This is a genomic window from Mechercharimyces mesophilus (assembly GCF_059818345.1).
Map to the genome: position 1 here is coordinate 1,105,737 of NZ_JCBAPH010000001.1, position 24,485 is coordinate 1,130,221.

The window sequence follows — 24,485 nt, forward strand, 5'->3', positions numbered from 1 at the left end:
TAGGAGGGAGAGCATGTCCATATCATCAACCCATCGATTACACCATTTCGTCAAACAACAAGAAGCTGTGTGGAAGAGACTAGAAAACCTTCTTACCCATTCGCAAAAGAAGCAAATAACCAAAAAAGAGTTGGATGAGCTCGGAGCTACCTATCGCAAAGTAGCATCTCAGCTAGCTTATGCACAAACCTATTTTCCTGATCATGAAGTTACCCACTACTTAAATGATTTGGTCGTTCGTAGCCACAATGTGGTCTATGCTACGAAGGAGAAAGGGGATACCCGCCGCATGCTCCAGTTTTTCCGCTCGGGCTTCCCCTCTCTTCTCTATCAACGATTACCTTTTGTACTCGTAGCGGCTCTTCTTTTTTTGGGAGGCACCCTCTTCGCTTATGCCTTCACACTGGTTGATGCCGACAATGCCCATGCCTTCTTACCCGAAGAACTTTTGACGCAGATCGATCCCCATGCCGTCGGAGATCATTCTTGGAATGGTACGGTCGTATCTGGTCAGATTATGATGAACAACATTAAAGTAGCCTTCCTCTGCTTCGCATTGGGAGCCCTATTTGGCATCGGCACAATCTGGATGTTGCTCTATAATGGAGCCATGTTGGGCACGTTAGCGGCCCTCTTTCAGCAAGCAGATCAATCTTATGCCTTCTGGGCCTTTATCCTCCCTCACGGCGTCATTGAGCTGTTTGCCATCTTTATTGCAGGTGGAGCTGGACTCTCACTGGCCTATTCCTTCTTTGTTCCAAAAGAGCACACTCGACTCGAGTCATTTAAACGTGAAGGGCTCATCACGATCCAGCTTGTCATCGGAGTCATTCCACTCTTCATCCTCGCTGGATTTATAGAAGGATACATCACTCCACTCTCTTGGCCCCATTGGAGTAAATACGGAGTCGCTTGGATGACTCTCCTCTTCCTCAGCTACTATGTGGGCCGCGAAGCATGGAACCAGGGACGCGTCAAAGCAATCCCCGGTTCTTGATCGCCAGATATTGATGCATCACTGCGCCAGATAGCTGATCAGGAGGTACATCCAATGTGATGACTCCTCGGCTATTTAACTGGCGCAGTTTTTCTTGGCGTTCCTCTATAAATTGCTGCGCGATCGCCTGACGGAAGATCGCTTTTTCCGTCTCTTTCCATTGGCTCGCTTCGCGTTCAACCACCGGGTCCTCCATCGAAACGGTTAAGACCAAATGCCTGCGATTAAGTAGTTGAATCGAATGTGCCAATTCATCAACGAAGGTTAACTGGGCAGCATCCGTAAACACGGCAACCAACATGCGCCTCTTCTGTTTAAAGGAGAGCGTTTCCATCGCTGTACGGTAATCCGTCTCCACGCTATCCGGTTCCAAATCATAAATGGACTCCAAGATACGTTCCAGTTGACGCGGTCCTTTTCCTAAAGGAACCCACGCCTTGGTCTCGTTAGAGACCGCTAGCAAACTAACCTGATCCCCTTGCTCCAAAGCGATGGAGGCAAACACCAATGCCGCCTCAATCGTACGGTCCAGCCGAGTACCATACTCGTCACGGACGCCCATCATTCTCCCACAATCGAGGACAATAGCAATATGCTGCCCTCTCTCCGGCTGATACACGTTGGTCGCCAAGCGTCCACTACGGGCGGTCGCCGTCCAGTTGATGCTACGTGGCTCATCGTCCGGAACATACTCACGAATATGAGAAAACTCCACTCCCCGTCCCCATCCTCTTTGCCGATGAGGACCGGACCGAGATAGAAGACGCTGAATGGCTCCTCCTCGAATCCGCCGAACCTCCGCTAAATTGGGATAGGTTCGCTTCGTCTCCTGCGCAGGAAGTGCACGCTGTACATAAAGCAATCCCAAGCGTCCACTCATGCGTACATGAATATCACCAAAAACATGTTTCCCCCGTTTGCGTGGACGCGCGTGGTAATGCGCCTCTCCTTGGCTTCCTGCCGGAATGGAAAAGGAAAACGTTCGTCCATCCACAGCAAAACCATGCGGGTAGTCATCTCTGACCTGACAGCTGACCTCAAACGGGAAGGGGTTATCTATAGTCAACCTCACACGATTATCAGATCCCATTTCAAAAAAGGATGGGCTCTCTCTTCTGCCCTCACCTTTCGCCACTCCTTTTAAAGAGCGCGCGTCAAACACAACGAGTAGCAGGAGCATACTTTGCGTAAGCAAGAAGAGGAACCCGCCCCACTGCCACCATGCTCCCCCTACTGTTAGCAAGAGGCTTCCTCCCAAGAGCCATAATAACCGTGTACTCGGGAGATAAGCCTTAGCGCGGAACCGTGAGCGAATGGATAATTTCTTCGATGATGTCATCCGCTTTGTATCCCTCCAGTTCCACATCCGGACTCAAGATGAGGCGATGCCGTAATACTGGACGCGCCGCCATCTTCACATCATCCGGAGTAACATAAGAACGACCTGCCATCGCCGCCAAAGTCCGACTGATGGACAACAAGCTTATTCCCGCCCGCGGACTTGCTCCCAAAGTTAGTTGCGGGTGTTCACGCGTTTTGCGGACGATCGATAAGATATAGCTGCGCACGGAAGGCTCCACGGTTACCTCTTCTAAACAAGCACGCATCGCTAAGATCGTCTCCCCTGAAATCACGGCAGATAACTTGTCTTCCGGGCGAGAAGTCATCTTCTCACCTAATAGAATGGCATCTTCCTGTTCTTCAGTCGGGTATTCCACCTGCAACTGGAGAGCAAATCGATCTAGTTGCGCTTCTGGTAGCGGGTAGGTCCCTTCATATTCGATCGGGTTTTGTGTCGCTACCACAAAGAAGGGGGCTGGAAGGAGCATGGCTTCTCCATCCACGGTCACTTGCTTCTCCTCCATCGCTTCTAAAAGAGCCGCCTGTGTCTTGGCAGGGGTACGATTCAATTCATCCGCTAAGACAAGTTGCGCAAAGATCGGTCCTTGTTTAAAAGTGAATTGCCCCGATTGCAAGTCGTAAATTTTGGTTCCAGTTACATCAGACGGCATCATATCCGGAGTAAATTGAATCCGAGAATAACCAGTTTCTATTACCTTAGAAAGAGCACGTACCATCATGGTTTTCCCCAATCCCGGTACTCCTTCTACCAATACATGCCCTCCAGAGAGTAAGCCCGCCCACATCAGCTTTAGTTGCTGCTCGTGCCCTCTCACCGCTTGGTGAAGTGCAGTCAACACTTCTTCCGTTGCTTGCGCCACTTTTTCTACGTCCATCGTTTGTTTTTCCATTGCTTCATCTCCTCCCGGATCTCTTTCATATCTGCTTGCAACTGGAGAAATTGCTTTCGCTTAAGCGACCGCCCGTCCTCCATGAGAAGCGCTTCTATCCTCTTCATTTTCTGGGCAGTATCCTTGCCTAAGCGCTCTTCCACATGAGCGATCAAAGCCGTTACCGAGGGTTGCTGTGACAGACCCAATAGGCGTGCACTCTCACGTATGACCCGTTTCCACAAGATCTGTAAGGACGCCCGCTGGAATCCCATTCGTTGGTATAAACCAGCCATAGCATGTAGATACTCATCTGCCAATCGCTCCTGCCTGATCTCTTCCCAACGCGGGGCACCAAAGCGCTTTCCTTTTGCAAATAACCAAAGCCCCAACAGAAGAAGACTCCCCCCCAATAGCAACCATCCTACTATGGAAAACAAATCAAAAGGCGAAGTAGGCTTTTCTGTCTCCGACCATCCACTTAGCTGGTGACCACTTTCATCAAAGTAAACCGTGCCCTCATTCCCTACGAGTGAGGCGAAATAGAGGGGCAAGAAGAGATGATCCTCCTTTTCAATGAGGCCATTGCTCACCCATTGTGGATTGGGGAGATAATAGATGGCTCCCTCTCCCACGTCCCGCTTGACGACCAACACCTCCCCGTCTTCCGTCGTGAGGAGCACCTCATTTGCATCCGTTTCCCGCACCACGTCATACCCGATATCCCACTTCAGATACTGGATCTCCTCTAACCATGGTCCTTTTGTCGCTTGGACAGACACCGTTTCCCTGTCCTCAAAATCAGTTCCAGCAGAAAATCCTAGCTGTTCCGTCAACAGATGATCCGATCCTGCCCACAACACGAGCAGATTCCCCTTCTCCACCCAAGTGGTTAAGGAATCTTTCGTTCGTTCAGTTAAGTCAAAGTTCGTGGGAGATAAGAGAAAAAGCAATTGCTCCTGATTCCCGTCAGGCAACTCGGTAAAGGAATCCTCCCATGTGTGTACATTGACGCCGCGCTCCTCCAGCAATCGATAAACCGCTTTGCTTCCATCCGGTTTGCTACTATGTACAGAAAAAGCAGGCGCCCTTGTCGGAGAGGAAAGTGTTAATAGAGAAAAGATCAACACCAGTCCGCTTCCAAACAGGAGCCAAATCCAGACATTCCTTCTACTCATACTCCCTCCCTCCCCTTCAACAGCGGCTCTGCATGACGGTGAAACGTGAGGTAATCTTGTTCACTCGGGAAAAGCATCCCATACCAAGCCGTATCAAATTGAAGAACCAAGTGTGTAAAGGGCTCCTTCATCACAGATCCATGAGCCCCCAACTCTTCAATATATTCCAAGTTGGTTTTATCTTGGGAATACAAAAGCACACCTTGTTCCTCTAGCGAATGAAGAACAGCTTGAAACAAGTGTCGGATCGCTTCGCGGTATTGCTCTTCTGCAGCATACGACTCGCCTTCTTGCCACCAATCACGAACAGAAGTGGCTCTCTTTCCATCATCTGTGTCCATAGTAGAAACACGTTCACCCATTTCTCCCCAACGCATCCGTTTTGCCAGCCACCAAATAAACAAAGCGATGATCACACCAATGAAGAGAGGCAGCAACCAGGAAAACGAACCGTTCGTCTCCAAACCAAACATTTCAAACATAAAACGATCTAACGGATCGAAGACATATTCATCCATCCATTCCGTCAAGCTTTCCATCATCTTTTGTAAAGGGCTGTCCCACTGAAACTCACGATCCCTTAATATCTGTTCCAATTGTTCACGTGCGCGTTCTTGCTCACTCACTCTGTCACCTCGTTTCGATCCTCACTCTCGGAGGGGAAACTCATCTCCAAATCGGCTCCTTCCCGTACCGCTCGACGATCGTAGTAGATAACCGTAGCCAAGATGGGAGTAAGAGGGGCAGTAAGGCAACCAATAACCGCTACCAATAACGACAACAATACAAGCCAGACAGTAGAGATCTCTCCGCCATCGAGCGTCGTGAGGGCGGTCGCAAAACCACTAATCATCCCAGGTACAAATTGAATGATAAAGGCGATAAGCATCACAATAATGTAAAGACCAAAAATCCGCCAAAAAGAGCGCTGGGTTAGCTTCCAACTGCGCACAAGTGCCCCCCAATAACCGATACCTTCTTCAATTAAGATAGGGAGGAACAACCCCAATCGCAAAGCAAAAAAGATAATCGCTAAGGTGAATGGAATTCCGATCAGTAGGAAGACGATGACCAAAAGAAGCACACTCATGATCGTGGCACCGGCACTCTCCATCATCCCCGCCACAAGACCCATAGGAATACCGATAACAATCCCCAATACAAGGAATGCCAGCACAATCGACCCTATCAATAACAAATAGTAGAGTAGGTAGGTAAGGATGCTCTTCCCTGCTGTTTTGGGAACCTGCTTCACCAATGAGTCAAAAGAAAGCCTTGCATTGGTGTACATTTGATGGCGAGCTCCCAACGTAATCGCTGACAAAAAGAGCGGGTAAAACAGAATCGTTAACACATACCCCGCAAGCATCATCAGCAAAATGGGGATCACTCCCGCCCATTGACCTGTCATCTCAATAACCTTCTGCTCTACTTCCCACTGCATTCTCGCCCAGCTTATAATAAATTGAGCGGGAGCCACAAACAATAAAGCGAATAAGAAAAACGGAAGAAAATGTTTTTTATAGATGCGAAAAGTGGCATCTAAAATTTCCCCAAAATGGAGGGGACGAATATTGGTTGATGAACGCATATTTTCGTTTCTCCTCTCTATGACTTTCCTCTCTGTAAGAATCAACCTCTCTCAGACAGTACATCTTATCATTATAGATGAAGGAAGGAAGGTGCCCCCACATGGCGTGGATCGGTAAAGGCGTTCTAATCATACTAGTGGGAACGTTTCTGCTAAGGATTGCCGGAAGAAAATCAATCTCTCAGATGACACTTTCACAAACCATCATCATGATCTCACTCGGAACGTTGCTTATCCAGCCGGTAAGTGGAAAAAGCCTTTGGATTACCTTTGGTATCGCGGCGACGTTCATTCTTACGCTACTACTTATGGAGGTGGGTCAACTCTTCATTCATCCACTTGAGAGTTGGCTCACTGGACATGCCGTGATCGTGATCCAAGATGGAATCCTACAAGAACAGAATATGAAAAAGTTACGTCTAACGGCGGACCAACTGGAAACAAGGCTACGACAAGTAAACATTGCCGTCATCGAAGATGTCAAATGGGCAACCTTAGAGCCCAGTGGGCAACTCGGTTATGAATTGATGGATCATAAGAAGCCTGTTACCCAAGAAGATCTCCAACAGTTAATGACGCTCTTACAAACGAATCAGCCTCCATCCACACCTTCTCCCTCCCCACCAGAACAAAGCAATCTGTTCGAAGAAGTCGCCAATAAAGGGCACCGACAAAACCCACCCAAGAAACTGCAGTAAAAGTGAAGTCATGAAGACGTTAACGCTTACATGGCCAGCGATCCAGAATAGATGCATACTAGCTTCTTCACAGTACTCACTTATCCTAAAGAAGAGCCCCGCCTTCCCATCAGGCTAGTGATGGGAAGAAGATGACTCTTTATCCGTCATCTTCTCCTGCTAGACCTCGCCCTTACAAACCCTGAATCGCCTGTAATCGCTCTGCATCAAGGCGTTTCACCAAAGCAACGAGGAAGGCGCGTGCTGCTTCTACATCCCCTTTATCGTAGACACACGTATGGGAGTGGATGTAGCGTCCACAAATCCCCAACGCCGCTGATGGCACTCCTTTTCCATGTAGATGTGCAGCCGCTGCATCTGTCTGTCCCTTCGATACAAAAAACTGATAAGGAATTCCCTCTGCTTCTGCTGTCTCAATAAGGAACTGACGCATCCCAGGAGATAGGATCATGCCACGATCCATCAATCGGATAACAACCCCTTCACCAATCTTCCCATATCCGTCTTTTACCCCAGGAGTATCACCAGCAGGACCGACATCCACAGCGAAGAACAGATCCGGGCGCATCAAGTTTGTTGCCACCTTGGCTCCTCTGAGACCCACTTCCTCTTGCACCGTCGCACCAGCGATCAACACATTATCATGCTGCTCGTCTTTCATCGCTTCCAGTACTTCTAAGCTCATACTACAGCCAAAGCGATTATCGCACGCTTTGCTCATCACGCGATGTCCGCCCTCCATGAAGGAGAAGGAACTGTGTGGAATCGCCGAATCCCCCGGACGAATTCCGAAATCATACACATCCTCCTCATTGCGTGCCCCGATGTCGATAAACATATCCTCCATCGCAAACGGCTCCGATCGCTTCTTCGGCGCCAATAGATGAGGAGGGATCGAACCGATCACACCAGGAATGCACTTCCCTTCGGCTGTATACACATCTACCCTCTGCGCCAACATCACTTGCGACCACCAGCCACCTACGGTCTCAAACTTTAAGAAGCCTTCTTTCGTCACTCGCGTAATCATAAAAGCCACTTCATCCATGTGACCGGCTACCATCACCCGTGGACCATCTGTCTTCCCACGCTTAATACTAAAAAGCCCACCTAGGCCATCCTGTTTCATTTCAGATGTATGCTTGGCCATCTCTTTTTTCATATAAGAGCGAACAGCACTCTCATCCCCCGGTGCTCCAGGTAGCTGTGTCAATTCAGAAAATCGTTTCCAGTTCATTTAGCCATCTCTCCTTTATTTCATTGACTCCACTTGTTTACCCATCTCCCCAGTTGCAAGACCCATCAGAATCCGCTAAAGTAAGGGCGAGGAGTGACAATCCATGATTACCAAAGAACTCATCGACCGCATTAATGTGCTTGCGCGCAAACAAAAAAATGAAGGTCTGTCTCCGCAAGAAAAAGAAGAACAGTCGAAGTTACGACAACAATATGTAAAGGGTATTCGCGGTCGTGTGAAACAACAGCTAGACAACATCCGCATTGTGGACGACGAAAAATAGGCTAACAGCACACGAACACGCATTCATCATACCATGTAAAAGACTCTGGGTTCCAGGGTCTTTCTTTTATCTCAAGGAAAGGTTTGGATCACAAACTAGTTGATAGGGACATAGTTGGCATTATATACTGGTTGCAAAAGGAGTGATGAATATGATGCCATTTAAGGAAATTGCCAAGTTGGATAAATTGGTACATGAACCTGGACGGTTGGCGATCTTAACCGCCTTATCCGCTTGTAAAATCGCAGAATTTTTGTTTTTACAAGAATTGACTGGTATGACAAAAGGGAATCTTTCTTCTCATTTATCCAAATTAGAAAAAGGCGAATTCATTCGTATTGAAAAGCAATTTATTCGTAACAAAATCCCACACACCACCATCCAAATCACCCCCCGCGGACAACAGGCGGTACATAAACATTGGGAGCAATTGACCGCCATTCAAGATAAGATTCAACAATGGCAGGGATAAAAGAGGCGGGAACAAGAAGGGACGTCCCGCCCACCCCACTTAAGCTAAGCCCTCTCTCTTAAAAAGATGGCGTACTTGATCTTCAAATTGGACAGGGGAAAAGGCGGATAACACACGTTCCCGATTTTGCTCTCCTCTTCGTTTTCGTTTCTTTGGATCTTGGATGAGTGAGAGCACCTTCTCTTCCAACACGGTAAGATCCCCTTTCTTCACTAATAGATCTTCATTACCCGTCCGTTTCATCACTTCTTTTAAACCTCCTGCCGTGTAGGTAACCACCGGCTTAGCGAACAACATCCCTTCCAATGCCGTCAAACCAAACCCTTCTTCCACATGGCTGGGAACAACCAGCAGGTCGATACCAGCATAAAAGGGTTCAATCTTTTTAAGAAAGGACAACACTTGAAAGCATTCAGACTGAGTAGAATGGGAAATAAGGTCCAAGCACTGTTTGGCATAGGTACGATCAGTGGTATCCGCACGCATCACCACGCACACCTCTTCGCACTGGTCACAAAGGGCCAGCCCCAACTGAATAAAGTCAAATGTCCCCTTCTTCTGTGACATTTGCGGAGCAATATAACCAACGACCACCTTTTGCTCACTCACTCCCCATTCCTGACGGATCTTTTGGCGCTGGGAGGACCAGCGCAGTGGCCGGTTCATGGCTTCATCCCATGTTGGGTAGAGCAATTTTTGTTTTGCTGGTTCGACGCCATGCTGAGCAAACACCTGCAAAATCGATTGGGAGGAGCCGATAATTCGATCGGAAAAACGGCGAATCGTCCGCACAGCAAAAGCGCGTCTCTCTTCTGCAATCACCTCTTGAATCCACCACAGTACCGAAATCCCTAGTTTTTTTGCAGCACGACAAGGGAGTACATTTACTGCCGTGTTCACCACGATCCCATCTGGACGCTCCCCTTTTAAGAATTCCACCATGCGCTTCATCGCTTGTGGATCGACCAACGGCATTCTCCCTAAGAAAAGGTCATCTCCTAGAGTATGGTTGCTTTTAATCATCGACCAGCTCAGTGGATAAGAGAAGACCGTTACCTCCATTCCTCGCCTCCGTGCTAAAGCCGCCAATTGCCCCTCTTGTGGCACGACTAGTTTGCACGTATGATCAGGGAAAAGATGTTGAACTTTCTCCACCATTAATAAGATTAACCGCTCTGCTCCTGTCATCCGTTCCTTCTGACAAAAATGAGAGAAAAACAACACTTTTTTGCCCATGCACCCTCTTCCTCCGTCTCTTCTATCTCTGACAAACCTGTATTCACTATGACGACTCTCTTAACTCATTCAACATATCCATCACCGAACGTTCCAACGGAATCTCAGGTTTCCATCCCACTTCAGAACAGATTTTGTCATTGTCACCACAAATCACGGATGGTTCCTCTCCCCGATTACGGCTCTTATTTAAGCGAAGGCGAAAAGGATGGCGACTCTGCTTCTGAAAGAATGCAACCAGCTCCGCAATGGACGTGTGTTCACCACGGCAAACATTGTAAATTTCTCCATTTCTTATTCTCGTCTGTTCCAGCAAACAAGCATAAGCGTGGACCGCATCACGCACATCTAAAAAGTCACGACGAAGCTCTACTTTGTCGCCGAGGATCAGCTGAGCCTCTTTTCGTTCTTGTTCGATGGCGACCACCTCTTGCGTGAGGTAATGACCAACTCCTCCCGTCGTTCCCGGTCCCACGAGATTAAATGTGCGGGCAATCATGATGGGAAGATCGTATAACTTTGCATACATCTGTGCCACCTGTGTCTGTATTTGCTTACTTCGCCCATAAGGACTGTGTGGGGCAATCTCCGAGCTTTCCGTCAACTTACCTGCTTCCCCGACGACACTTCCACGGTATTCATGACTCGTCCCGACGACGAGTATTCCTTGGATTGGCTTACCTTCTACTAAGCGGGCCGCTTCCAATAAGTGCAGCGTACCCAGCACATTGGTTTGAAACGAGCCTAGGGGCTTCTCATAAGAGAGTGAAACCTGCTTTTCGGAAGCCAAATGAATCATATAGTCCGGTTGATAGTGCTGCACCACTTCTTCCACACGGGCTCGATCAAGAAGGTCACATGGTGTGTATTCACCCTTTGATAAAAAGGGGGATCTCTTCCGTCGACCGATTCCTATTACGCGAAAATGGCGCTTCGCATAATAGGAAACAAGGTGTTTTCCAACAAACCCATTCACTCCTGCGATGAAGATCAGCGGCTGTTTTTCCACGACCACTCCCCCCTTCACTCCCTCAAGTACGCTATGAAAGCTTTCTCTTCCTCCGCTCTAAATAGCTCTCCATCTTCTGGAGCAATTGGAGTAAGCGGTGGTCATAGCAGTGACTGTTCAATGTTCGTCTATAGCCACGCCGGGCAATGCTTTTTCTTTCTTTCTCATGGGTGAGATAATAATCCATTTTCCGCTTGAGATCTTCCACTCCCCGGTACGTCACCACTTCACGATTCAACCGATAATACTGATCCATTTGATGGCGCCAGGTGGCGAGCTGAAAAGAGCGGCAAGCAGCTATTTCAAAGGTGCGGCTATTGGGAGTAACCGCAGGCAACCTCTGATGATTTTCTTGGCGATCATTGGGTGTGCGATGGATGTTCAATACGATCTTCGAACCGTTGTAGTACTTCATCACTTCCTTAGGCGGAATGGGACGATTATAGATGGAATGACGCAAAGCCTTATAGTTCTTCAGCTGATCCCACCACTGTCCAATGATGATAAAGCGCTTACGGCGCAAATAAGGAGCAAGTTGATCAAAGATCCGCAGTCGTGCGGGAAACGCACTGCCAACAAAGCAGAGGTCATAGTGGTATTTCCGTGACACCCGGGTGGGGTGATACCTCCTGTGATTACAAGCAAGTGCGAGAGGAGTCGCTGGCTTTCCAAGTGACCGATAAAAAGGGGCACTGGCAGCATCTTGCGTTACCACATAATCATAGGGCTTTACCAATTCTTCGTGCCTCTCTAAACGATAAGGGTCATCCACAATCCATACCCCAATCGGAGCGGATGTTCGTTCTTTGATCTTAGCGATCGTCGCTGAACTTAAACGTAACCCCCGAAAAGCGAGGATAATATCTGGTTGAAAGGTATGAATCCGCTGGAGAAGCTTCTTTTCCGATTCATGCTTGAGGAGGAAAGAAGCGAACTGAAAAGTAGGATCTTGTGTGGAAATCCTTCGTAATGCGGAGATAATGCCCTGATCTTCGTCCGCCAGATCACGCCGAAAAATAAATCCACACCCCGACGAGAGATAGAATAAACGCATGATTCACCTGCTCTCTACCGCTTTCCAATAGGATGATCATTCCCTATTTTATTTCTCTAACAGAGGGGGGGTTCGGTTTAAGAGGCAAAAGCGGCTCCTGTCCCGGGAGAAGGAATTAGAGGGAGAGAAGGAGCGATCTAAATCCATTCAGTAAGATAAAGCACACACAGCGGAACTCCTACATATAGTGGGTGTATAGGAGAAATAGTAACTTAAGCGAGGTGTAAGTGGTTGAAAATCGTCTGGATTGCCGTTGATACCTTGCGCAAAGACCGGCTCGGATGCTATGGAGCCGACCCGAGCAACTTAAGCCCCCACATGGATGCGCTCGCGGAAGAAGGGGTCCTGTTTGAACATCTCATCGCTGAAAACAATGTGACGCAGAGTGCTTTCGTTACCATGATGAGTGGGAAACATCCTTATCAACATAGCATTGTGAATATGAAACCGCGCCCCATCCCCAGAAACATTTTCCCTCTCAGTTCATTGCTTCGCAACAGGGGCTATCAAACAGCAGCCATTGATTGCAACTATCGCATTACAGGCGAAGACAATCTCTGGTTCACCCGCGGGTACCAAACATATATTGACCCTGCTCGCGAACGATCCACCCATTTAACAACAGAAGCCAGTGAAATTAACGAACATGCCATTCCATGGATCAAAGAGCATTATGATAAAGAAGATTTCTTTTTGTTCTTGCATTATTGGGATCCTCACTATCCCTATCGTCCAACATCGGATATCCCGATCACCGTCGATCGGATGCGAGACGATCACTTCCAGCTGAAAGAAGTGATGCGAGAACCCCTTTATAGTTACGTCAAAGAATGGAACGCAGAGACCAATAACCCCGACTATATCCGCGCCCAATACAATCAAACCGTTTCGCAAGTGGACCGTGCCATCGGGGAAATTGTACAAACGTTAAAAGACCTAGACATATTTGAAGATACCCTTATTCTGCTGGTAGCTGATCACGGAGAGGGAATGGGCGAGCATCAAATCTACTTTAACCACCATGGACTATACGATACGATGATTCATGTACCGCTCATTCTCACCTATCCGAAAAAACTTCCTGCCGACAAACGGATTCCCGCACTCGTCGAACAAGCCGATATCTTTCCTACTCTCCTCGATCTGGCCAATATACGGCCACCCAAACGATTAGGACGTTTGGATGGAAAACCACTCACTCCCTTGATCACAGGGCAAAGACAAGAGATCCATCCCTTTGTGGTTTCGTGCGAGGCCAACTGGCATATAAAACGTTCGATTCGCACCCAACAATGGAAGTTAATCCAAGCATTCGGTAAAGATGCATATGGCAACCCTCGCTTCGAGCTATATAACCTAAAAGATGACCCGGGTGAAACGAAAAACCTCGCACAAGAATTGCCTTATATACGCAAATCCCTCCATCGCCAAATGAGCAATTGGGTTGTTCACATGTTAAAAAAGTACAGACACAAAGACCCCCTCCGGATCGGGACAAGAGAACACCTTCACCCTCTCACCGCCAGCGAGGAAGAAAAGGTAAAGAAGAGGTTAACGGAGTTGGGGTACTAAGAGGATAGACAAATGATAGATAAAGACGGTCACTAACGGGAACCTATCCCATACTTAGTGACCGTCTATTTGTGGAGATGAGTGATCAAAACCTATCTTTCTCTTAAACTGACAGGGTGTCCCCTTATAGATGGGACACCCTGTCAGTTGTCATTTTCCCTACTCCCCTACCAAATAAGCTCATACGCTTCCCTTCCGCTGATAACTTCGAATCACCTTTCCTACCATCTCTGGTAGCGGCTTAATGCCAAATTCACTTAACAACGTGGGTGCCACATCGGCGATTTGTAAACCGCTTAGCTTCATTCCTCCATCCACACGTGGCGAATTGTTCTTCCACGAAGCGACAAAGATTCCCTCATAATCATGATTGGCTCCGTCAGGTCCCATATCATTCTCCTGTGTAAAAATGGTGCGCGTCCCGACTTGACCGAGCGAGCGCCAGTAGAGATCTCCGAAGTATACGATTAAATCAGGCGGGATGTTTCGCACCTCGCGGTAGCGATTCTCCGGCTTAAAAACCGTCGTTGGGAAAGCTTCCCCATTATCCTTTTTTAGCGACCGCAACTTTTTGACCAACTGATTCCGCACACGTTCATAGTGACTCTTATCCACGCTTCCTTCCGGCTCTCGTCCCTTTACATTCAGATGGATGCGCCCATAATACCCACCATATCCCCAAGCTTTCGTACGAGGCCAATCTACTTGGTCTAAGGCAAGGGGCCCCGGGACGGTAGGCTTTTTTTTCAGCTTGAGAAACTTTTCTTTTATCAACCATTCGTTAATACAAAACCCACCATCCATTCTTTTGGCACCATGATCAGACACAACCAAGATTAATGGGTTTTCTGGAATGGAGGCCAGCAATTCACCGATCTGCTGATCTACATATTGATAGTAACGAAAGATGGCATCCGCATACTTAGAGGGTTGATAAAAGACATGTTTTTCATCCATGAATTGCCAAAATGCATGCTGAATGCGATCCGTTCCCATCTCAACCATCATAAAAAAGTTCCATGGTTTCTCTTTCAAGAGATAACGGGCCGTCTGGAAGCGAGCACGGGTCATTTCATAAATAGAGGCGAGCAATTGCTCATAATCAGCCGTGCGGAAATTTTCCACATCAAAATGATAATTTCCTAATTCACGCTCTATCTCTCCTTTTAAGGAAGCAGGATAGGTATAATGGCTGTTTTGATCAGGAGTGAGGCAACAGGAGATCAAATGACCGTTTATTGGCTTTGGAGGATAAGAAGGGGGGACGCCCATCACAATCGATGGGTAGCCGTGTTTACTTAATATATCCCACACCGTCGCATCGGTAAGGGATGAACCATCTGCAATGCCGATCGAATCATACCCATAGCCCGTGCGGTTACGAAATCCGTAAATCCCAAGCTGTCCCGGATCTTTTCCTGTCACCATAGAAGCCCATGCGGGAACGGTAATCGGTGGATCGGTACTCCGCAATCGACCCGATGCCCCGGATTGGATCAAGCGTTTCATATGCGGAAGATCGTCTATATATCGGTCAAATACCAACTCTGGATCAGCACAATCCAAACCAATGACCAGTACCTTCTTCTCCTTGTCATTCACTTCTGTCCCCCCTGATCGCGCGGAATCACTCCCTCATCCTCTAGATAGTGAATTAACTTTTGTGCGCTTGCTTGAGGAGTCTCTTTTTCTGTTTCAATCACTAACTCTGGATCAAGAGGTTCTTCATAAGGGTCGCTTATGCCCGTAAACTCCTGAATCTCCCCTTTAATCGCCTTCTTGTATAATCCTTTGACATCTCTTTCGACACAGCGATTAAGGGAGCACTTGACATAAACCTCCGCAAAGGGAGAGATGGTTTGGCGACAATGCTCTCGCATCTGACGATAAGGAGAAATAAAGGAAGCCAGCACGATCACATCGTGTTGTGTCAATAGTTGTGACACATAGGCCACCCGCTCAACATTGGCGATGCGATCTTCCTTAGAAAATCCAAGATCCTTCGTCAATCCCATACGAACGATATCGCCATCGAGTCGTTGTACACGTACCCCCCTCTGTCTAAGAATCTCTTCTGCCTCACACGCGATGGTCGTCTTTCCTGCTCCTGAAAGACCAGTCAGCCATAAAGTCATACCTGAATTCCCCATTGCCTCCACCTCATTTACCATTTTTGATCCCGCTTCTAGTCTACCGATCCCTTTTGGAAAACTAGCAAGCTTCCATGCTCATCCCTTCTAATCGCTTTTAACTCTCATCCATCTCAGCGAGATTCAGCCTGTGCTTTTCCTTCTTCTCCATTGGCTAGGGGACTGTCCATCCTCCAGTAAGAAGGGATTCTAGCCTAGCACTTTCAAAATCTACTCACATATAATGATATAGCTTACATCGAAGTTATAGGAGTGAAAGCGATGTACCCCATGACTCTTGGACAACTAACGAACATCATCCACGGACGTCTGATACGCGGTGCCAAAGATACTCCTGTAGCACACGCACTCTATCTAGGAACCCAACATCTCAACTCGCACACCGTCTTCTTCTTTTCACCTTCTAAAATCATTCCTTCTACAGATAATAACCGCAACTTTAATAGCTTATGGAAAAAAAGGAGCGCAGGTATTATCGTCCCAAAAAATTGGGCATCGCGTGTACCCAAACACCACCCCGTTGTTGTCGTCGATGATGTAAAAATTGCCGTTTATCGCTTAGCCAAGTGGCACCGCCTTCAATCCAAAGCTGTTTTCATCGGTATAACAGGAAGCGCAGGGAAAACCACGACGAAAGAGCTGTTAACGGGCATTTTATGTCAGAATTTTATTACGATGAAATCCGTCGACAACCTTAATGTTTTTCAATATATCCCTTATTCGTTATTTAATTTGCAACCACGTCATCAGGCAGCCGTCTTAGAAATGGGAATGGCCAGCTTAGGAAACATCAAAGGTCAATGCCTAACCGCTAAACCCCAGATCGGCATCGTCACCAACGTTGGTGAAGCGCATGTCGGCAGCCTGGGTAGTTCTCTTGCCAACGTCGCACGCGCAAAGCAAGAACTGGTTGACGGTATTACCCCAGGTGGCGTATTGGTCATCAACGCGGATGATCAAGGAAGCAAAAAATTAAACACCAAACAATTTCGTGGAAAGATCCTTACCATCGGCATTCACAATCCCGCAAGTCTCAGAGCGACACATGTTGAGTTTCTACCTAAAGGTATGCGCTTTAAGGTACGTAATCACACCTACTTTATCCCCATGTATGGAGAACACAGCGTGTATAACGCTTTATCAGCTATTGCGGTCGCTACTCACCTAAAAATGACACCCAGTGCGATTCAAAAAGGAATCAACACGTATTATCGCCCTCCCTATATGCGCATGCAACAAATTAGTGGCATCAACCAATCGCTCCTCATTAACGATGCGTATAATGCCAATCCCACTTCCATGAGCGTCGGATTACAGGTCCTAAAGCGAATTGCACGGGGTCGCCACACCATCGCCGTGTTAGGAGAGATGAGTGAGTTGGGAAGTCTCTCCGTATCCGGGCATCGCAGAGTAGGGAGAGTGGTCGCCCAAACAAAACCCGATCAATTGCTTACCGTCGGTCCAAAAGCTCAAGAGATCGCAAAAAGCGCAAAAATTCATGGCTATCCAGAAAAATCGATTCAACACTTCGAGATGAAATGGCATGCCCTTCGCTATCTGGAACAAGAGATGCCCGAGGGAGCCATCGCTTACTTTAAAGCTTCACGGAATCTATTTTTCGAAGACATCGTCAATCGCTTGCGTGCCAACCGTAAGCGTCCAGCTAACCCCTAATTCTGCGCATGATCTGGATTAATTCACGCAAGCGATGTTCATACAAATGTTCATTTAGTGTTCGTTCATAAGCATTTTTCGCCACCTGCTCACGCTCCTCTTCATTCTCTAAATAGTAAGGAATGAGGTCCTCCAATTCCTTCAACTCCTGATAAGCAACGATTTCATCTGGCAAACGAAAAAATCGGGGTAAGTCCTTGCGAAAACTAGCCAATTGAAAGGCAGAGCAGGAGGCAACTTCAAATAAGCGGTTATTGGGGGTATCAGCCGGCACCTGCAACGTATTCAACTTTAAGAATGAGTCATCGGAAGAACGATGAATATTGAGCACAATTTTCGCCCCATTGTAGTATCGCATCGCTTCCGTCGGCGTAACCCACTTATTGACGATTTTCGGAGAGATGCCCTTTCTGAGGACGACCTTGTCCCAGCCTGGCCCTACCAACAAAGTGTGGTATTTCCGCAAGAGTGGCATGAGACCACGAATCTCTTGTTTCCGATTATCAAATGACATCCCTAATAACAATACCTGACTACGGTATCTTGCTGGCACCAAGCGAGGTTTGAAAAATGGATAGGGAGCTGCCAGTGGCAAATGGTATACATGACGACACCCTCGCTTTTTATAAGTAGGAATAGAGGCTGAATCGATCGTAAATACACCATCAAAGTAACGACATGTTTTCACCGCTCGATCAATTGCGTAAGGATCGTCGGTATACCAAATCGCTTTCGGAATGGAGACCCGGTTTAAAGCGCGAAGTTGCTTCTCTTTCAACTTCCATCCCAGCATCACCAAAATAAGGTGGGGCTTCTCTTTTTTTACCGATGTCATCAAGTTTTTTTTGAAATCTTTATCCACCATCAGGGTCTTTACCTGAATACGAAGCTGTTTCAATCCGTGTACAATCGCCTTGTCCAGAAAAGCAAAGGGACGCTTGATGGAAGAAGCGATATAAAGAACCCTCATTCTCTCCCCTCCTCATGCAAAATCGACGCACCTTGGGTGCTTAGCGAAACGAGGTCTGCCAGTCGAAACCAATGGCACCATCGTTCCACGGAATTCGCTTTTCGTCTGGCGCTGTGCGGTTGTAGGACTGCGTGGTAAAGTAAACGATCGTGGCGGGTCTTTCTCCCAAAACGCGATATCCATGTGCCACTCCCTTGGGGATAAGAACGATAGACGGATTCTCTTCTCCTAAATAATAGACATTCGTCTCCCTTACAGTGGGAGATTTCGGACGCAGATCATGTAACACCACTTGTGCATTGCCTGAAACAAAGTACCAGAGATCGTCTTGTTCTTCATGATAATGAAACGCTTTGATCACCCCAGGATAAGACATCGAAACCGATGCCTGCCCAAATCGCTCCAACAAACCCTCGTCGTCACGTACGATTTCCATAAAGGTGCCACGGTCATCACAATACTTCTCTAACTTTTTTACCACCACTCCATTGATCATGTTACTCCCTCCCCTCTTGCATAAAATACGCTCTCAACCCTTCTCGCCAATGCGGACAAGGAGATAAAGCATACTCCGGTAAGCGGATGGAACGCAATATAGAGAACTGCGGACGCGGAGCCACTCGGGTCAACTGCTGTGAGGTGATCGACTCGATCCTTACATCTTCACGCCCCATAATCTTTACAATTTCTTGCGCAAACTGAAACCACGAACAGGACCCGCTCCCTGCCACATGAAAAAGTCCACTCGCTTCTTCTTGCAAAAGTTGATCCAACTTCTCTATCAGATGGCCCACATAAGTAGGAGATCCGACTTGATCACCCACCACCTGCAACCGCCCTCTTTCCTCTGCTTGGCGCAGAATGTTCGCTACAAAATGCTGACCGCCACTCCCATAGAGCCAAGCCGTACGCGCGATGATGTGGTGCGGGCAACCACTTTCCACCCAAATTTCTCCCGCACGCTTGCTTCTACCATAAACATTGATTGGAGCAGGGGGATCAGACTCTATATAACCCGAATCTTTATTTCCCGCAAATACATAATCCGTACTGATATAAACCATCTTTACCTTCCGTCGATCACATGCCTCGACCAAAGAACGCGTCGCCTCTGCATTCACCCGGTGTGCGAGATCTGCCTGTTTCTCACTCGCATCTACCTGTGTGTAAGCAGCACAATGGATCAACGTATCGGCTACCTCTTTTTGTGCAAACAGCGCATCGGTTTGTGACTGCTGCGTTATATCCCACTCATTACGTGAAAATCCTTTTACCTCGTGATGAATGGAAAAATACCGTACCACTTCGCGTCCCAGCTGCCCATCGGCACCGGTTACCCAGATTTTCAACGGATATCCCTCGTTTCATCACAATGGTATTGCTCTTGATACCAAGCCACCGTCTCCTTCAATCCTTGTTCCAACTGAATTTGTGGCTTCCATCCCAGCTGCTCTTCGATCTTTTTTGGATCGAGGGCATAACGAACATCGTGGCCTGGTCGATCAGCAACAAACTGAATCAAGCGATGAGGCTTGCCCAATTGATCCAAGATCATTTTGGCAATCTCCAGATTCGGCATCGTTTGTCTGGCACTAATATGATAGATTTCCCCAAGGGTACCCGCTCTGCGTACACGATCCACCGCCGCGCAATGATCCCGCACGTGAATCCAATCCCGCTCCTGAAGTCCATTTCCATACAGCGGAAGAGGCTGGTCCTGTAATGCCGCTAAGATCAATTTGGGTATCAACTTCTCCGGGTGTTGGTGTGGACCATAATTATTGGTACAGCGTGTGACGACCACTGGTAGCTCATACGTATGCGCGCAGGCGAGGCAGAGAAGATCGGAACTGGCTTTGGTTGCCGCATAAGGGTTTTTGGGATTGAGATGCGCCTCTTCTCCCACACTGCCGACAGAAATACTGCCATACACCTCATCCGTCGAGATATGAACCATGCGCTCTATGCCGGACCTGCGTACGGCTTCTAAGAGGTTTGTCGTCCCTTGAATATTGGAAGCAACAAACGGGTCCATAGCCTGGATACTGCGATCCACATGACTTTCCGCCGCGAAGTGAACCACTTCATCAATCTCGTGCTGAAAAAGATGCATCACCTCGCTCTTATCTGCCAAATCCACGTGAAAAAACCGATAGCGCGGATCACTTTCATATCTGGCCACATTTCGCCGATTGGCAGCATACTTCAAGGCATCCACATTGATGACATGGACGTTCGCCTCATTTTCTAATAAATAAGCGATGTATTGACTGCCGATAAAGCCACATCCTCCGGTGACCAATAGGGTCTTCGTCACACGGATCCCTCCTGTAACTCTTCATACTTCACTCCTTGTGCGTATTGATTGGCACGCAGAAGCGAGTCAGGTGTCCCTGCATCCGTCCACCAACCCTGCAACAGGTCATATGCTAATAGACTATGCTGAATATACAAATTGTTCACATCCGTAATTTCATACTCTCCTCGCTTCGAGGGCGAAAGTTGATCAATAAAGGGAAAGACTTGCGGATCGTAAAAGTAAATGCCTGTCACGCAATAGTGACTCTTCGGTACCAAAGGTTTTTCTTCGATGGAGAGGATCTTGTTGTCGGCAATTTCCGCTACCCCAAACCGTTGCGGATGCTTTACTTTCTTCAAAAGTAAGCGTGCACCCATCGCTTGTTCTCGAAACTTCTTCACATAAGGATGAAGTTCATCTTCAAAAAGGTTATCGCCCAAAATGATGAGGACGCGCTCCTCTCCCACGAATTCCCGTCCGAGCGCCAGCGCTTGGGCGATCCCACCCGGCTGATCTTGCACCTTATACGTTAGTTTTGCGCCCATTTTCTGTCCGCTTCCGAGAAGGCGCACCACATCCCCCATGTGCTCCACACCCGTGACAATCAAGATCTCTTCGATGCCGGCACGTACCATCTTCATAATGGGATGGTATATCATCGGATAACCACCCACCGGAAGCAGGTGCTTATTGGTCACTTTTGTCAATGGGTATAACCTGGAACCGGTTCCTCCTGCCAACACGACGCCTTTCACACGTACTCCCTCCCCTCTTCTCAGCAAAACGCTGGTCCTTCATAAGGTATTCGCCAGGGGAGATTTGCGTATCCGATAGACGCCCAAATTTAGGTGAATTTCTTCTTTGTCTGCCATGAACCTTGCCACTTTAGAGGAGACCAATCAAAGAAAAGAGCAGTCCCATTCGACATCGACTCGAACAAAGCTGCTTTCATTCGTCTTCGGGTGGCATCTCATCCACATGGTTGGTAGCACACGCCCAGGATGAAAGCAGATAACATGGGAGTTTCAGATTCTCTCGCGCATAGTTGATGCCACACGCCCCGGATGAAAGCAACCAGCATGGGAGTTGCAGGTTCTCTCGCTGCCTGGTTGATGGGCGGGCGGTATCTCCTTTCGTTCCATGATCCACGGCTCAGAGTCTCTCAAGGAGAAACCGCTCGCCCATCTTCCAACAACTTTAGGGCGAGCTTTCACCCTTATTTCCTACCTAGCGAAACTTAATTTCACGAAGTGGAGACCTTCATAGAAACCGCTACGCTCTATCCGCCCAACTCTCCTCCACCTGCCCCACGTGGTCCCCGTGGGCCTCGCGGACCACGTCTTCCCCTTGGACCGCGCTCTCCCGCTTCTCCGGTCGCTCCAGCTGAACCGGTTGCTCCTGTTGAACCGGTCGGACCGGTGACACCCGCCTGCTGTCCCACCTTCGTGACAAAAGCGTCGTCCGCCCCTCCTCCAAATTGACTTTGAAAAGCCGCAAAGGTGATGGGGAAATTCGTAGATGGAGTTTCCCCAGTAAGATAAGCATTCTCTTGATTGTCCACGGCCACATCATTTCCTCTATCGTTTTCAGTGCCCCCTAGATACGAGGAAAACGATATGCCTTGTCCGGAAAAGCTCATCTGTGTGACAAAAACATCCCTTCCACCAGCCAAGCTATCTTGGAAAGCATCTGAGGTAACAGGAAAATTGGTGGAATCCGTTACTCCTGTCACCCATGCCTCTCCAAATGAGTTAAGGGCAATACCAAACCCTTGATCGGCAGATCCGCTACCACCCAAATAAGTGGAGTACACCACATTGCTTCCAGTGGGGTTCAGCTTCGTCACGAATGCACCTTGTGCGCCTCGCAAGAGAGTCTGAAAGGCATTGTTGGTAACTGGAAAGTCAGTAGAGTTGGTGGAACCTATCACATAAGCCTGATTGCCCCCATCGACATCGATAGCCGTACCTCCCTCTGATGCACTCCCACCCAAGAAAGTGGAGTAGATCAAGGAAGAGCCGAAAGAATTCAACCTCGTGATAAAGGCATCGTTTCCGCCATTTTGAGTGATCTGGAAGGCTCCTGAAGTAACCGGAAAGTCAGTAGAAACAGTGACCCCTGTTACATAAGCCTGATCACTCGCATTGAGGGCAATTCCATTTCCAATTTCCAATACGTTTCCGCCTAAAAACATCGAGTACACCAAAGAAGTTCCCGTTGCGTTCACCTTAGTGACAAAGGCATTCTGAATCCCTCGCAACATCGTCTGGAAGGCACCCGAAGTGACGGGGAAATTGGCGGAACCCGTTGATCCTGTCACATACGCATTGTTTGTTGCATCCACCACAATTCTATTTCCGACATCGTCCGCCACTCCTCCCAAATAAGTGGAGTAGATCAAGGAAGCTCCCGTTACACTCAATTTGGAAATAAAAGCATCGTTTCCCCCTGCTAGACTGGGTTGAAAAGCACCCGACGTCGTTGGATAATTCGTTGAAGATGTCATCCCTGTCACATACGCATTTCCTAAGGCATCCACCGTAATGGAAAGTCCACTATCGATCATAGTCCCCCCAATATAGGTGGAGTACAGCAATGAGCGACCACTATCATTAAACTTGGATACAAAGACATTGCTTCCCACAAGTACCGTTTGGAACGCACCTGTAGTTATCGGAAAATCAGTCGAATTGGTTGCTCCAGTCACATACGCGCTACGTGCCGAATCAACAGCGACCCCATTCCCCACATCGGATTGCGATCCACCCAGGTACGTCGAATAAAACACCACCGGGTCGATCACCAACAGGTGGGAGGTATCGTAGGTTCCGGCTTCAATGTGAAAGCCAATAGAGCCATCTTCCTTTCGCTGAAAATGGGTTGGAATCTTTCTTACTCCTTGCGCTGTTTCTTGAAAGCTGACGGGTTTTTCTTCGCGTAGAACTCCTTCGTGGGTGTATACCAGTAAATCACCTAACTCATTTAGGCCCATGTCCTCCGCACCCTCATATCGCAGGGAAACCTCTTCTACACAAGCTCCTGGGTGAACCCGGATATCGTACTTCAACTGCGTCTGTTGCCCATAGAAAACGACATCGATGCCCGGCCACACGCTCTCGTAGGCGATCTGCTCCTCTCGCTCAGGTAGATCGACCCTGTGGGGAAGCACACCTTCACCGCCACCCACAAACCGCAGGAACACCTCGGTCGATTCACTAAGTGTGAACCTGACCCCCTCTGGCAGAAAGGTATACTGGATACCCTCTCCTTCAGCGATGAACATCGTCTTCTTCTCTTCTGTTCTCTCTTCGGAGTGAAACCACCGCCTGGGTGATGATATGTTCTTGACTCTTTTCATGGCATAGCCCTCCATTGGATGTCACCTAAGATGCTTTATCCTATGAAGTGACATCCTTTTGGGTACGTGTAACTGCCTAGAAAGAGATTCCTTCCCTTTTTCACTCGCTGGTGGTTGAATCAACCTTACGTGATCCTCCTTTCTTTCATAAAAAAAGAGCAACCACCTTCCACATAACAAGAAGAAGGTTGCTCCCATTCGTGTCTATCTTCTACTCCTCTTATAGAGCTCCCGCTTGGTTGGTGCCACACGCCCATATGAAAATGGACCACCTAAAGTAGACTATCTGAGAGTATCAGTTCTCTCGCGCCTGGTTGATGGGCGGCGGTATCTCCTATCGCTGCCTGATCCACGGCTCAGAGTCTCTCAAGGAGAAACCGCTCGCCCATCTTCCAGCCACTCTTAGGGTGAGTTTTCACCCTTATCTTCAATGGCATTCTTCTACTAAATGGAACTTAGTTTCATTTAGTAGAAAC

Annotated in this window: 23 protein-coding genes; 6 read left to right on the forward strand and 17 right to left on the reverse strand. The window is 48.0% G+C overall.

Annotated features, from left to right (window positions below; translation table 11 throughout):
• Positions 1–13: 13 nt before the first annotated feature.
• A complete protein-coding gene (locus tag AC6RGY_RS05605; RefSeq protein ID WP_499860365.1) occupies positions 14–997 on the forward strand; it encodes a stage II sporulation protein M in 984 nt (327 codons plus the stop codon).
• On the opposite strand, the gene AC6RGY_RS05610 is transcribed toward AC6RGY_RS05605, so the two are convergent.
• From AC6RGY_RS05610 to AC6RGY_RS05630, 5 genes are read right to left on the reverse strand one after another with little or no spacing between them, the layout of a single operon-like run.
• A complete protein-coding gene (locus AC6RGY_RS05610; RefSeq protein ID WP_499860369.1) occupies positions 975–2,336 on the reverse strand; it encodes a DUF58 domain-containing protein in 1,362 nt (453 codons plus the stop codon). The two genes, AC6RGY_RS05605 and AC6RGY_RS05610, sit on opposite strands and share 23 nt — an antisense overlap.
• Complete coding sequence (locus tag AC6RGY_RS05615) at positions 2,290–3,249, reverse strand: AAA family ATPase (protein ID WP_499860371.1); 960 nt, start codon at positions 3,247–3,249, stop codon at positions 2,290–2,292. The genes AC6RGY_RS05610 and AC6RGY_RS05615 overlap by 47 nt, the downstream gene beginning before the upstream one ends.
• Entirely contained in the window at positions 3,225–4,406 is a 1,182-nt protein-coding gene (locus AC6RGY_RS05620; protein ID WP_499860376.1) for a DUF4350 domain-containing protein, read from the reverse strand. The genes AC6RGY_RS05615 and AC6RGY_RS05620 overlap by 25 nt, the downstream gene beginning before the upstream one ends.
• Positions 4,403–5,032, reverse strand: coding sequence for a DUF4129 domain-containing protein (locus AC6RGY_RS05625; RefSeq protein WP_499860377.1), 630 nt, complete (start codon positions 5,030–5,032; stop codon positions 4,403–4,405). Before AC6RGY_RS05625 ends, AC6RGY_RS05620 begins: the two co-directional genes overlap by 4 nt.
• Positions 5,029–5,997, reverse strand: a complete 969-nt coding sequence (locus tag AC6RGY_RS05630; protein WP_499860380.1) for a glycerophosphoryl diester phosphodiesterase membrane domain-containing protein — start codon at positions 5,995–5,997, stop codon at positions 5,029–5,031. Before AC6RGY_RS05630 ends, AC6RGY_RS05625 begins: the two co-directional genes overlap by 4 nt.
• Before the next feature lie 101 nt (positions 5,998–6,098).
• Between AC6RGY_RS05630 and AC6RGY_RS05635 the strand changes: the two genes are divergently transcribed.
• Complete coding sequence (locus AC6RGY_RS05635) at positions 6,099–6,695, forward strand: DUF421 domain-containing protein (RefSeq protein ID WP_499860382.1); 597 nt, start codon at positions 6,099–6,101, stop codon at positions 6,693–6,695.
• 172 nt (positions 6,696–6,867) lie between these two features.
• Here the strand turns inward: AC6RGY_RS05635 and AC6RGY_RS05640 are convergent, their stop codons facing one another.
• Positions 6,868–7,932 carry a M42 family metallopeptidase gene (locus AC6RGY_RS05640; protein ID WP_499860383.1) on the reverse strand — a complete coding sequence of 355 codons (1,065 nt, stop codon included), beginning with the start codon at positions 7,930–7,932 and terminating at the stop codon, positions 6,868–6,870.
• A gap of 103 nt (positions 7,933–8,035) precedes the next feature.
• Here AC6RGY_RS05640 and AC6RGY_RS05645 point away from each other — a divergent pair, with 103 nt between their 5' ends.
• Positions 8,036–8,215 (forward strand): DUF896 domain-containing protein, encoded by a 180-nt coding sequence (locus tag AC6RGY_RS05645; RefSeq protein ID WP_499860386.1) that lies wholly within the window; start codon positions 8,036–8,038, stop codon positions 8,213–8,215.
• A 151-nt stretch (positions 8,216–8,366) separates the two neighbouring features.
• The gene (locus tag AC6RGY_RS05650) at positions 8,367–8,687 is read left to right on the forward strand and encodes a transcriptional regulator (RefSeq protein ID WP_499860387.1); all 321 of its coding nucleotides are present in this window, start codon (positions 8,367–8,369) and stop codon (positions 8,685–8,687) included.
• 39 nt (positions 8,688–8,726) lie between these two features.
• Here the strand turns inward: AC6RGY_RS05650 and AC6RGY_RS05655 are convergent, their stop codons facing one another.
• Genes AC6RGY_RS05655 through AC6RGY_RS05665 form a run of 3 tightly spaced genes read right to left on the reverse strand, consistent with a single transcriptional unit; the run spans position 8,727 to position 11,986 of the window.
• Complete coding sequence (locus AC6RGY_RS05655; protein WP_499860389.1) at positions 8,727–9,923, reverse strand: glycosyltransferase family 4 protein; 1,197 nt, start codon at positions 9,921–9,923, stop codon at positions 8,727–8,729.
• Between the two features lie 46 nt (positions 9,924–9,969).
• The gene (locus AC6RGY_RS05660) at positions 9,970–10,932 is read right to left on the reverse strand and encodes a GDP-mannose 4,6-dehydratase (RefSeq protein WP_499860390.1); all 963 of its coding nucleotides are present in this window, start codon (positions 10,930–10,932) and stop codon (positions 9,970–9,972) included.
• A gap of 31 nt (positions 10,933–10,963) precedes the next feature.
• Complete coding sequence (locus AC6RGY_RS05665; RefSeq protein WP_499860392.1) at positions 10,964–11,986, reverse strand: CgeB family protein; 1,023 nt, start codon at positions 11,984–11,986, stop codon at positions 10,964–10,966.
• Between the two features lie 231 nt (positions 11,987–12,217).
• Here AC6RGY_RS05665 and AC6RGY_RS05670 point away from each other — a divergent pair, with 231 nt between their 5' ends.
• A complete protein-coding gene (locus tag AC6RGY_RS05670; RefSeq protein ID WP_499860393.1) occupies positions 12,218–13,558 on the forward strand; it encodes a sulfatase family protein in 1,341 nt (446 codons plus the stop codon).
• Positions 13,559–13,738: 180 nt separating this feature from the next.
• On the opposite strand, the gene AC6RGY_RS05675 is transcribed toward AC6RGY_RS05670, so the two are convergent.
• A complete protein-coding gene (locus AC6RGY_RS05675) occupies positions 13,739–15,160 on the reverse strand; it encodes an alkaline phosphatase family protein (protein ID WP_499860394.1) in 1,422 nt (473 codons plus the stop codon).
• The gene (cysC, locus tag AC6RGY_RS05680; RefSeq protein WP_499860397.1) at positions 15,157–15,708 is read right to left on the reverse strand and encodes an adenylyl-sulfate kinase; all 552 of its coding nucleotides are present in this window, start codon (positions 15,706–15,708) and stop codon (positions 15,157–15,159) included. The genes AC6RGY_RS05675 and cysC overlap by 4 nt, the downstream gene beginning before the upstream one ends.
• A 261-nt stretch (positions 15,709–15,969) precedes the next feature.
• On the opposite strand from cysC, the gene AC6RGY_RS05685 reads away from it, so the two are divergent.
• Positions 15,970–17,382: a UDP-N-acetylmuramoyl-tripeptide--D-alanyl-D-alanine ligase gene (locus tag AC6RGY_RS05685; protein ID WP_499860399.1), complete on the forward strand. Its 1,413-nt coding sequence runs from the start codon at positions 15,970–15,972 to the stop codon at positions 17,380–17,382.
• Here AC6RGY_RS05685 and AC6RGY_RS05690 read toward each other — a convergent pair.
• The 6 genes from AC6RGY_RS05690 to AC6RGY_RS05715 all read right to left on the reverse strand — a co-directional run bounded on the left by AC6RGY_RS05690 (position 17,372) and on the right by AC6RGY_RS05715 (position 24,009).
• Positions 17,372–18,352 (reverse strand): CgeB family protein, encoded by a 981-nt coding sequence (locus AC6RGY_RS05690; RefSeq protein ID WP_499860400.1) that lies wholly within the window; start codon positions 18,350–18,352, stop codon positions 17,372–17,374. The two genes, AC6RGY_RS05685 and AC6RGY_RS05690, sit on opposite strands and share 11 nt — an antisense overlap.
• Positions 18,353–18,392: 40 nt before the next feature.
• A complete protein-coding gene (locus AC6RGY_RS05695) occupies positions 18,393–18,848 on the reverse strand; it encodes a dTDP-4-dehydrorhamnose 3,5-epimerase family protein (protein ID WP_499860402.1) in 456 nt (151 codons plus the stop codon).
• 1 nt (position 18,849) lies between these two features.
• Positions 18,850–19,701 carry a dTDP-4-dehydrorhamnose reductase gene (gene rfbD, locus AC6RGY_RS05700; RefSeq protein WP_499860404.1) on the reverse strand — a complete coding sequence of 284 codons (852 nt, stop codon included), beginning with the start codon at positions 19,699–19,701 and terminating at the stop codon, positions 18,850–18,852.
• Positions 19,698–20,669 (reverse strand): dTDP-glucose 4,6-dehydratase, encoded by a 972-nt coding sequence (rfbB, locus tag AC6RGY_RS05705; protein WP_499860405.1) that lies wholly within the window; start codon positions 20,667–20,669, stop codon positions 19,698–19,700. The genes rfbD and rfbB overlap by 4 nt, the downstream gene beginning before the upstream one ends.
• Entirely contained in the window at positions 20,666–21,406 is a 741-nt protein-coding gene (locus AC6RGY_RS05710) for a sugar phosphate nucleotidyltransferase (RefSeq protein ID WP_499860407.1), read from the reverse strand. Before AC6RGY_RS05710 ends, rfbB begins: the two co-directional genes overlap by 4 nt.
• 524 nt (positions 21,407–21,930) lie before the next feature.
• Positions 21,931–24,009: an SBBP repeat-containing protein gene (locus tag AC6RGY_RS05715; RefSeq protein ID WP_499860409.1), complete on the reverse strand. Its 2,079-nt coding sequence runs from the start codon at positions 24,007–24,009 to the stop codon at positions 21,931–21,933.
• Between the last annotated feature and the right edge of the window lie 476 nt (positions 24,010–24,485).

Excerpts from the sequence above, each read along its gene's own strand:
- AC6RGY_RS05685 (WP_499860399.1), top strand. The coding sequence starts at position 15,970 with ATGTACCCCATGACTCTTGGACAACTAACGAACATCATCCACGGACGT.
- AC6RGY_RS05665 (WP_499860392.1), bottom strand. The coding sequence starts at position 11,986 with ATGCGTTTATTCTATCTCTCGTCGGGGTGTGGATTTATTTTTCGGCGT.
- cysC (WP_499860397.1), bottom strand. The coding sequence starts at position 15,708 with ATGGGGAATTCAGGTATGACTTTATGGCTGACTGGTCTTTCAGGAGCA.
- AC6RGY_RS05620 (WP_499860376.1), bottom strand. The coding sequence starts at position 4,406 with ATGAGTAGAAGGAATGTCTGGATTTGGCTCCTGTTTGGAAGCGGACTG.
- AC6RGY_RS05635 (WP_499860382.1), top strand. The coding sequence starts at position 6,099 with ATGGCGTGGATCGGTAAAGGCGTTCTAATCATACTAGTGGGAACGTTT.
- AC6RGY_RS05655 (WP_499860389.1), bottom strand. The coding sequence starts at position 9,923 with ATGGGCAAAAAAGTGTTGTTTTTCTCTCATTTTTGTCAGAAGGAACGG.
- AC6RGY_RS05640 (WP_499860383.1), bottom strand. The coding sequence starts at position 7,932 with ATGAACTGGAAACGATTTTCTGAATTGACACAGCTACCTGGAGCACCG.
- AC6RGY_RS05695 (WP_499860402.1), bottom strand. The coding sequence starts at position 18,848 with ATGATCAATGGAGTGGTGGTAAAAAAGTTAGAGAAGTATTGTGATGAC.
- AC6RGY_RS05610 (WP_499860369.1), bottom strand. The coding sequence starts at position 2,336 with ATGACATCATCGAAGAAATTATCCATTCGCTCACGGTTCCGCGCTAAG.
- AC6RGY_RS05715 (WP_499860409.1), bottom strand. The coding sequence starts at position 24,009 with ATGAAAAGAGTCAAGAACATATCATCACCCAGGCGGTGGTTTCACTCC.
- AC6RGY_RS05630 (WP_499860380.1), bottom strand. The coding sequence starts at position 5,997 with ATGCGTTCATCAACCAATATTCGTCCCCTCCATTTTGGGGAAATTTTA.
- AC6RGY_RS05645 (WP_499860386.1), top strand. The coding sequence starts at position 8,036 with ATGATTACCAAAGAACTCATCGACCGCATTAATGTGCTTGCGCGCAAA.
- AC6RGY_RS05615 (WP_499860371.1), bottom strand. The coding sequence starts at position 3,249 with ATGGAAAAACAAACGATGGACGTAGAAAAAGTGGCGCAAGCAACGGAA.
- AC6RGY_RS05690 (WP_499860400.1), bottom strand. The coding sequence starts at position 18,352 with ATGAGGGTTCTTTATATCGCTTCTTCCATCAAGCGTCCCTTTGCTTTT.
- AC6RGY_RS05650 (WP_499860387.1), top strand. The coding sequence starts at position 8,367 with ATGATGCCATTTAAGGAAATTGCCAAGTTGGATAAATTGGTACATGAA.
- AC6RGY_RS05605 (WP_499860365.1), top strand. The coding sequence starts at position 14 with ATGTCCATATCATCAACCCATCGATTACACCATTTCGTCAAACAACAA.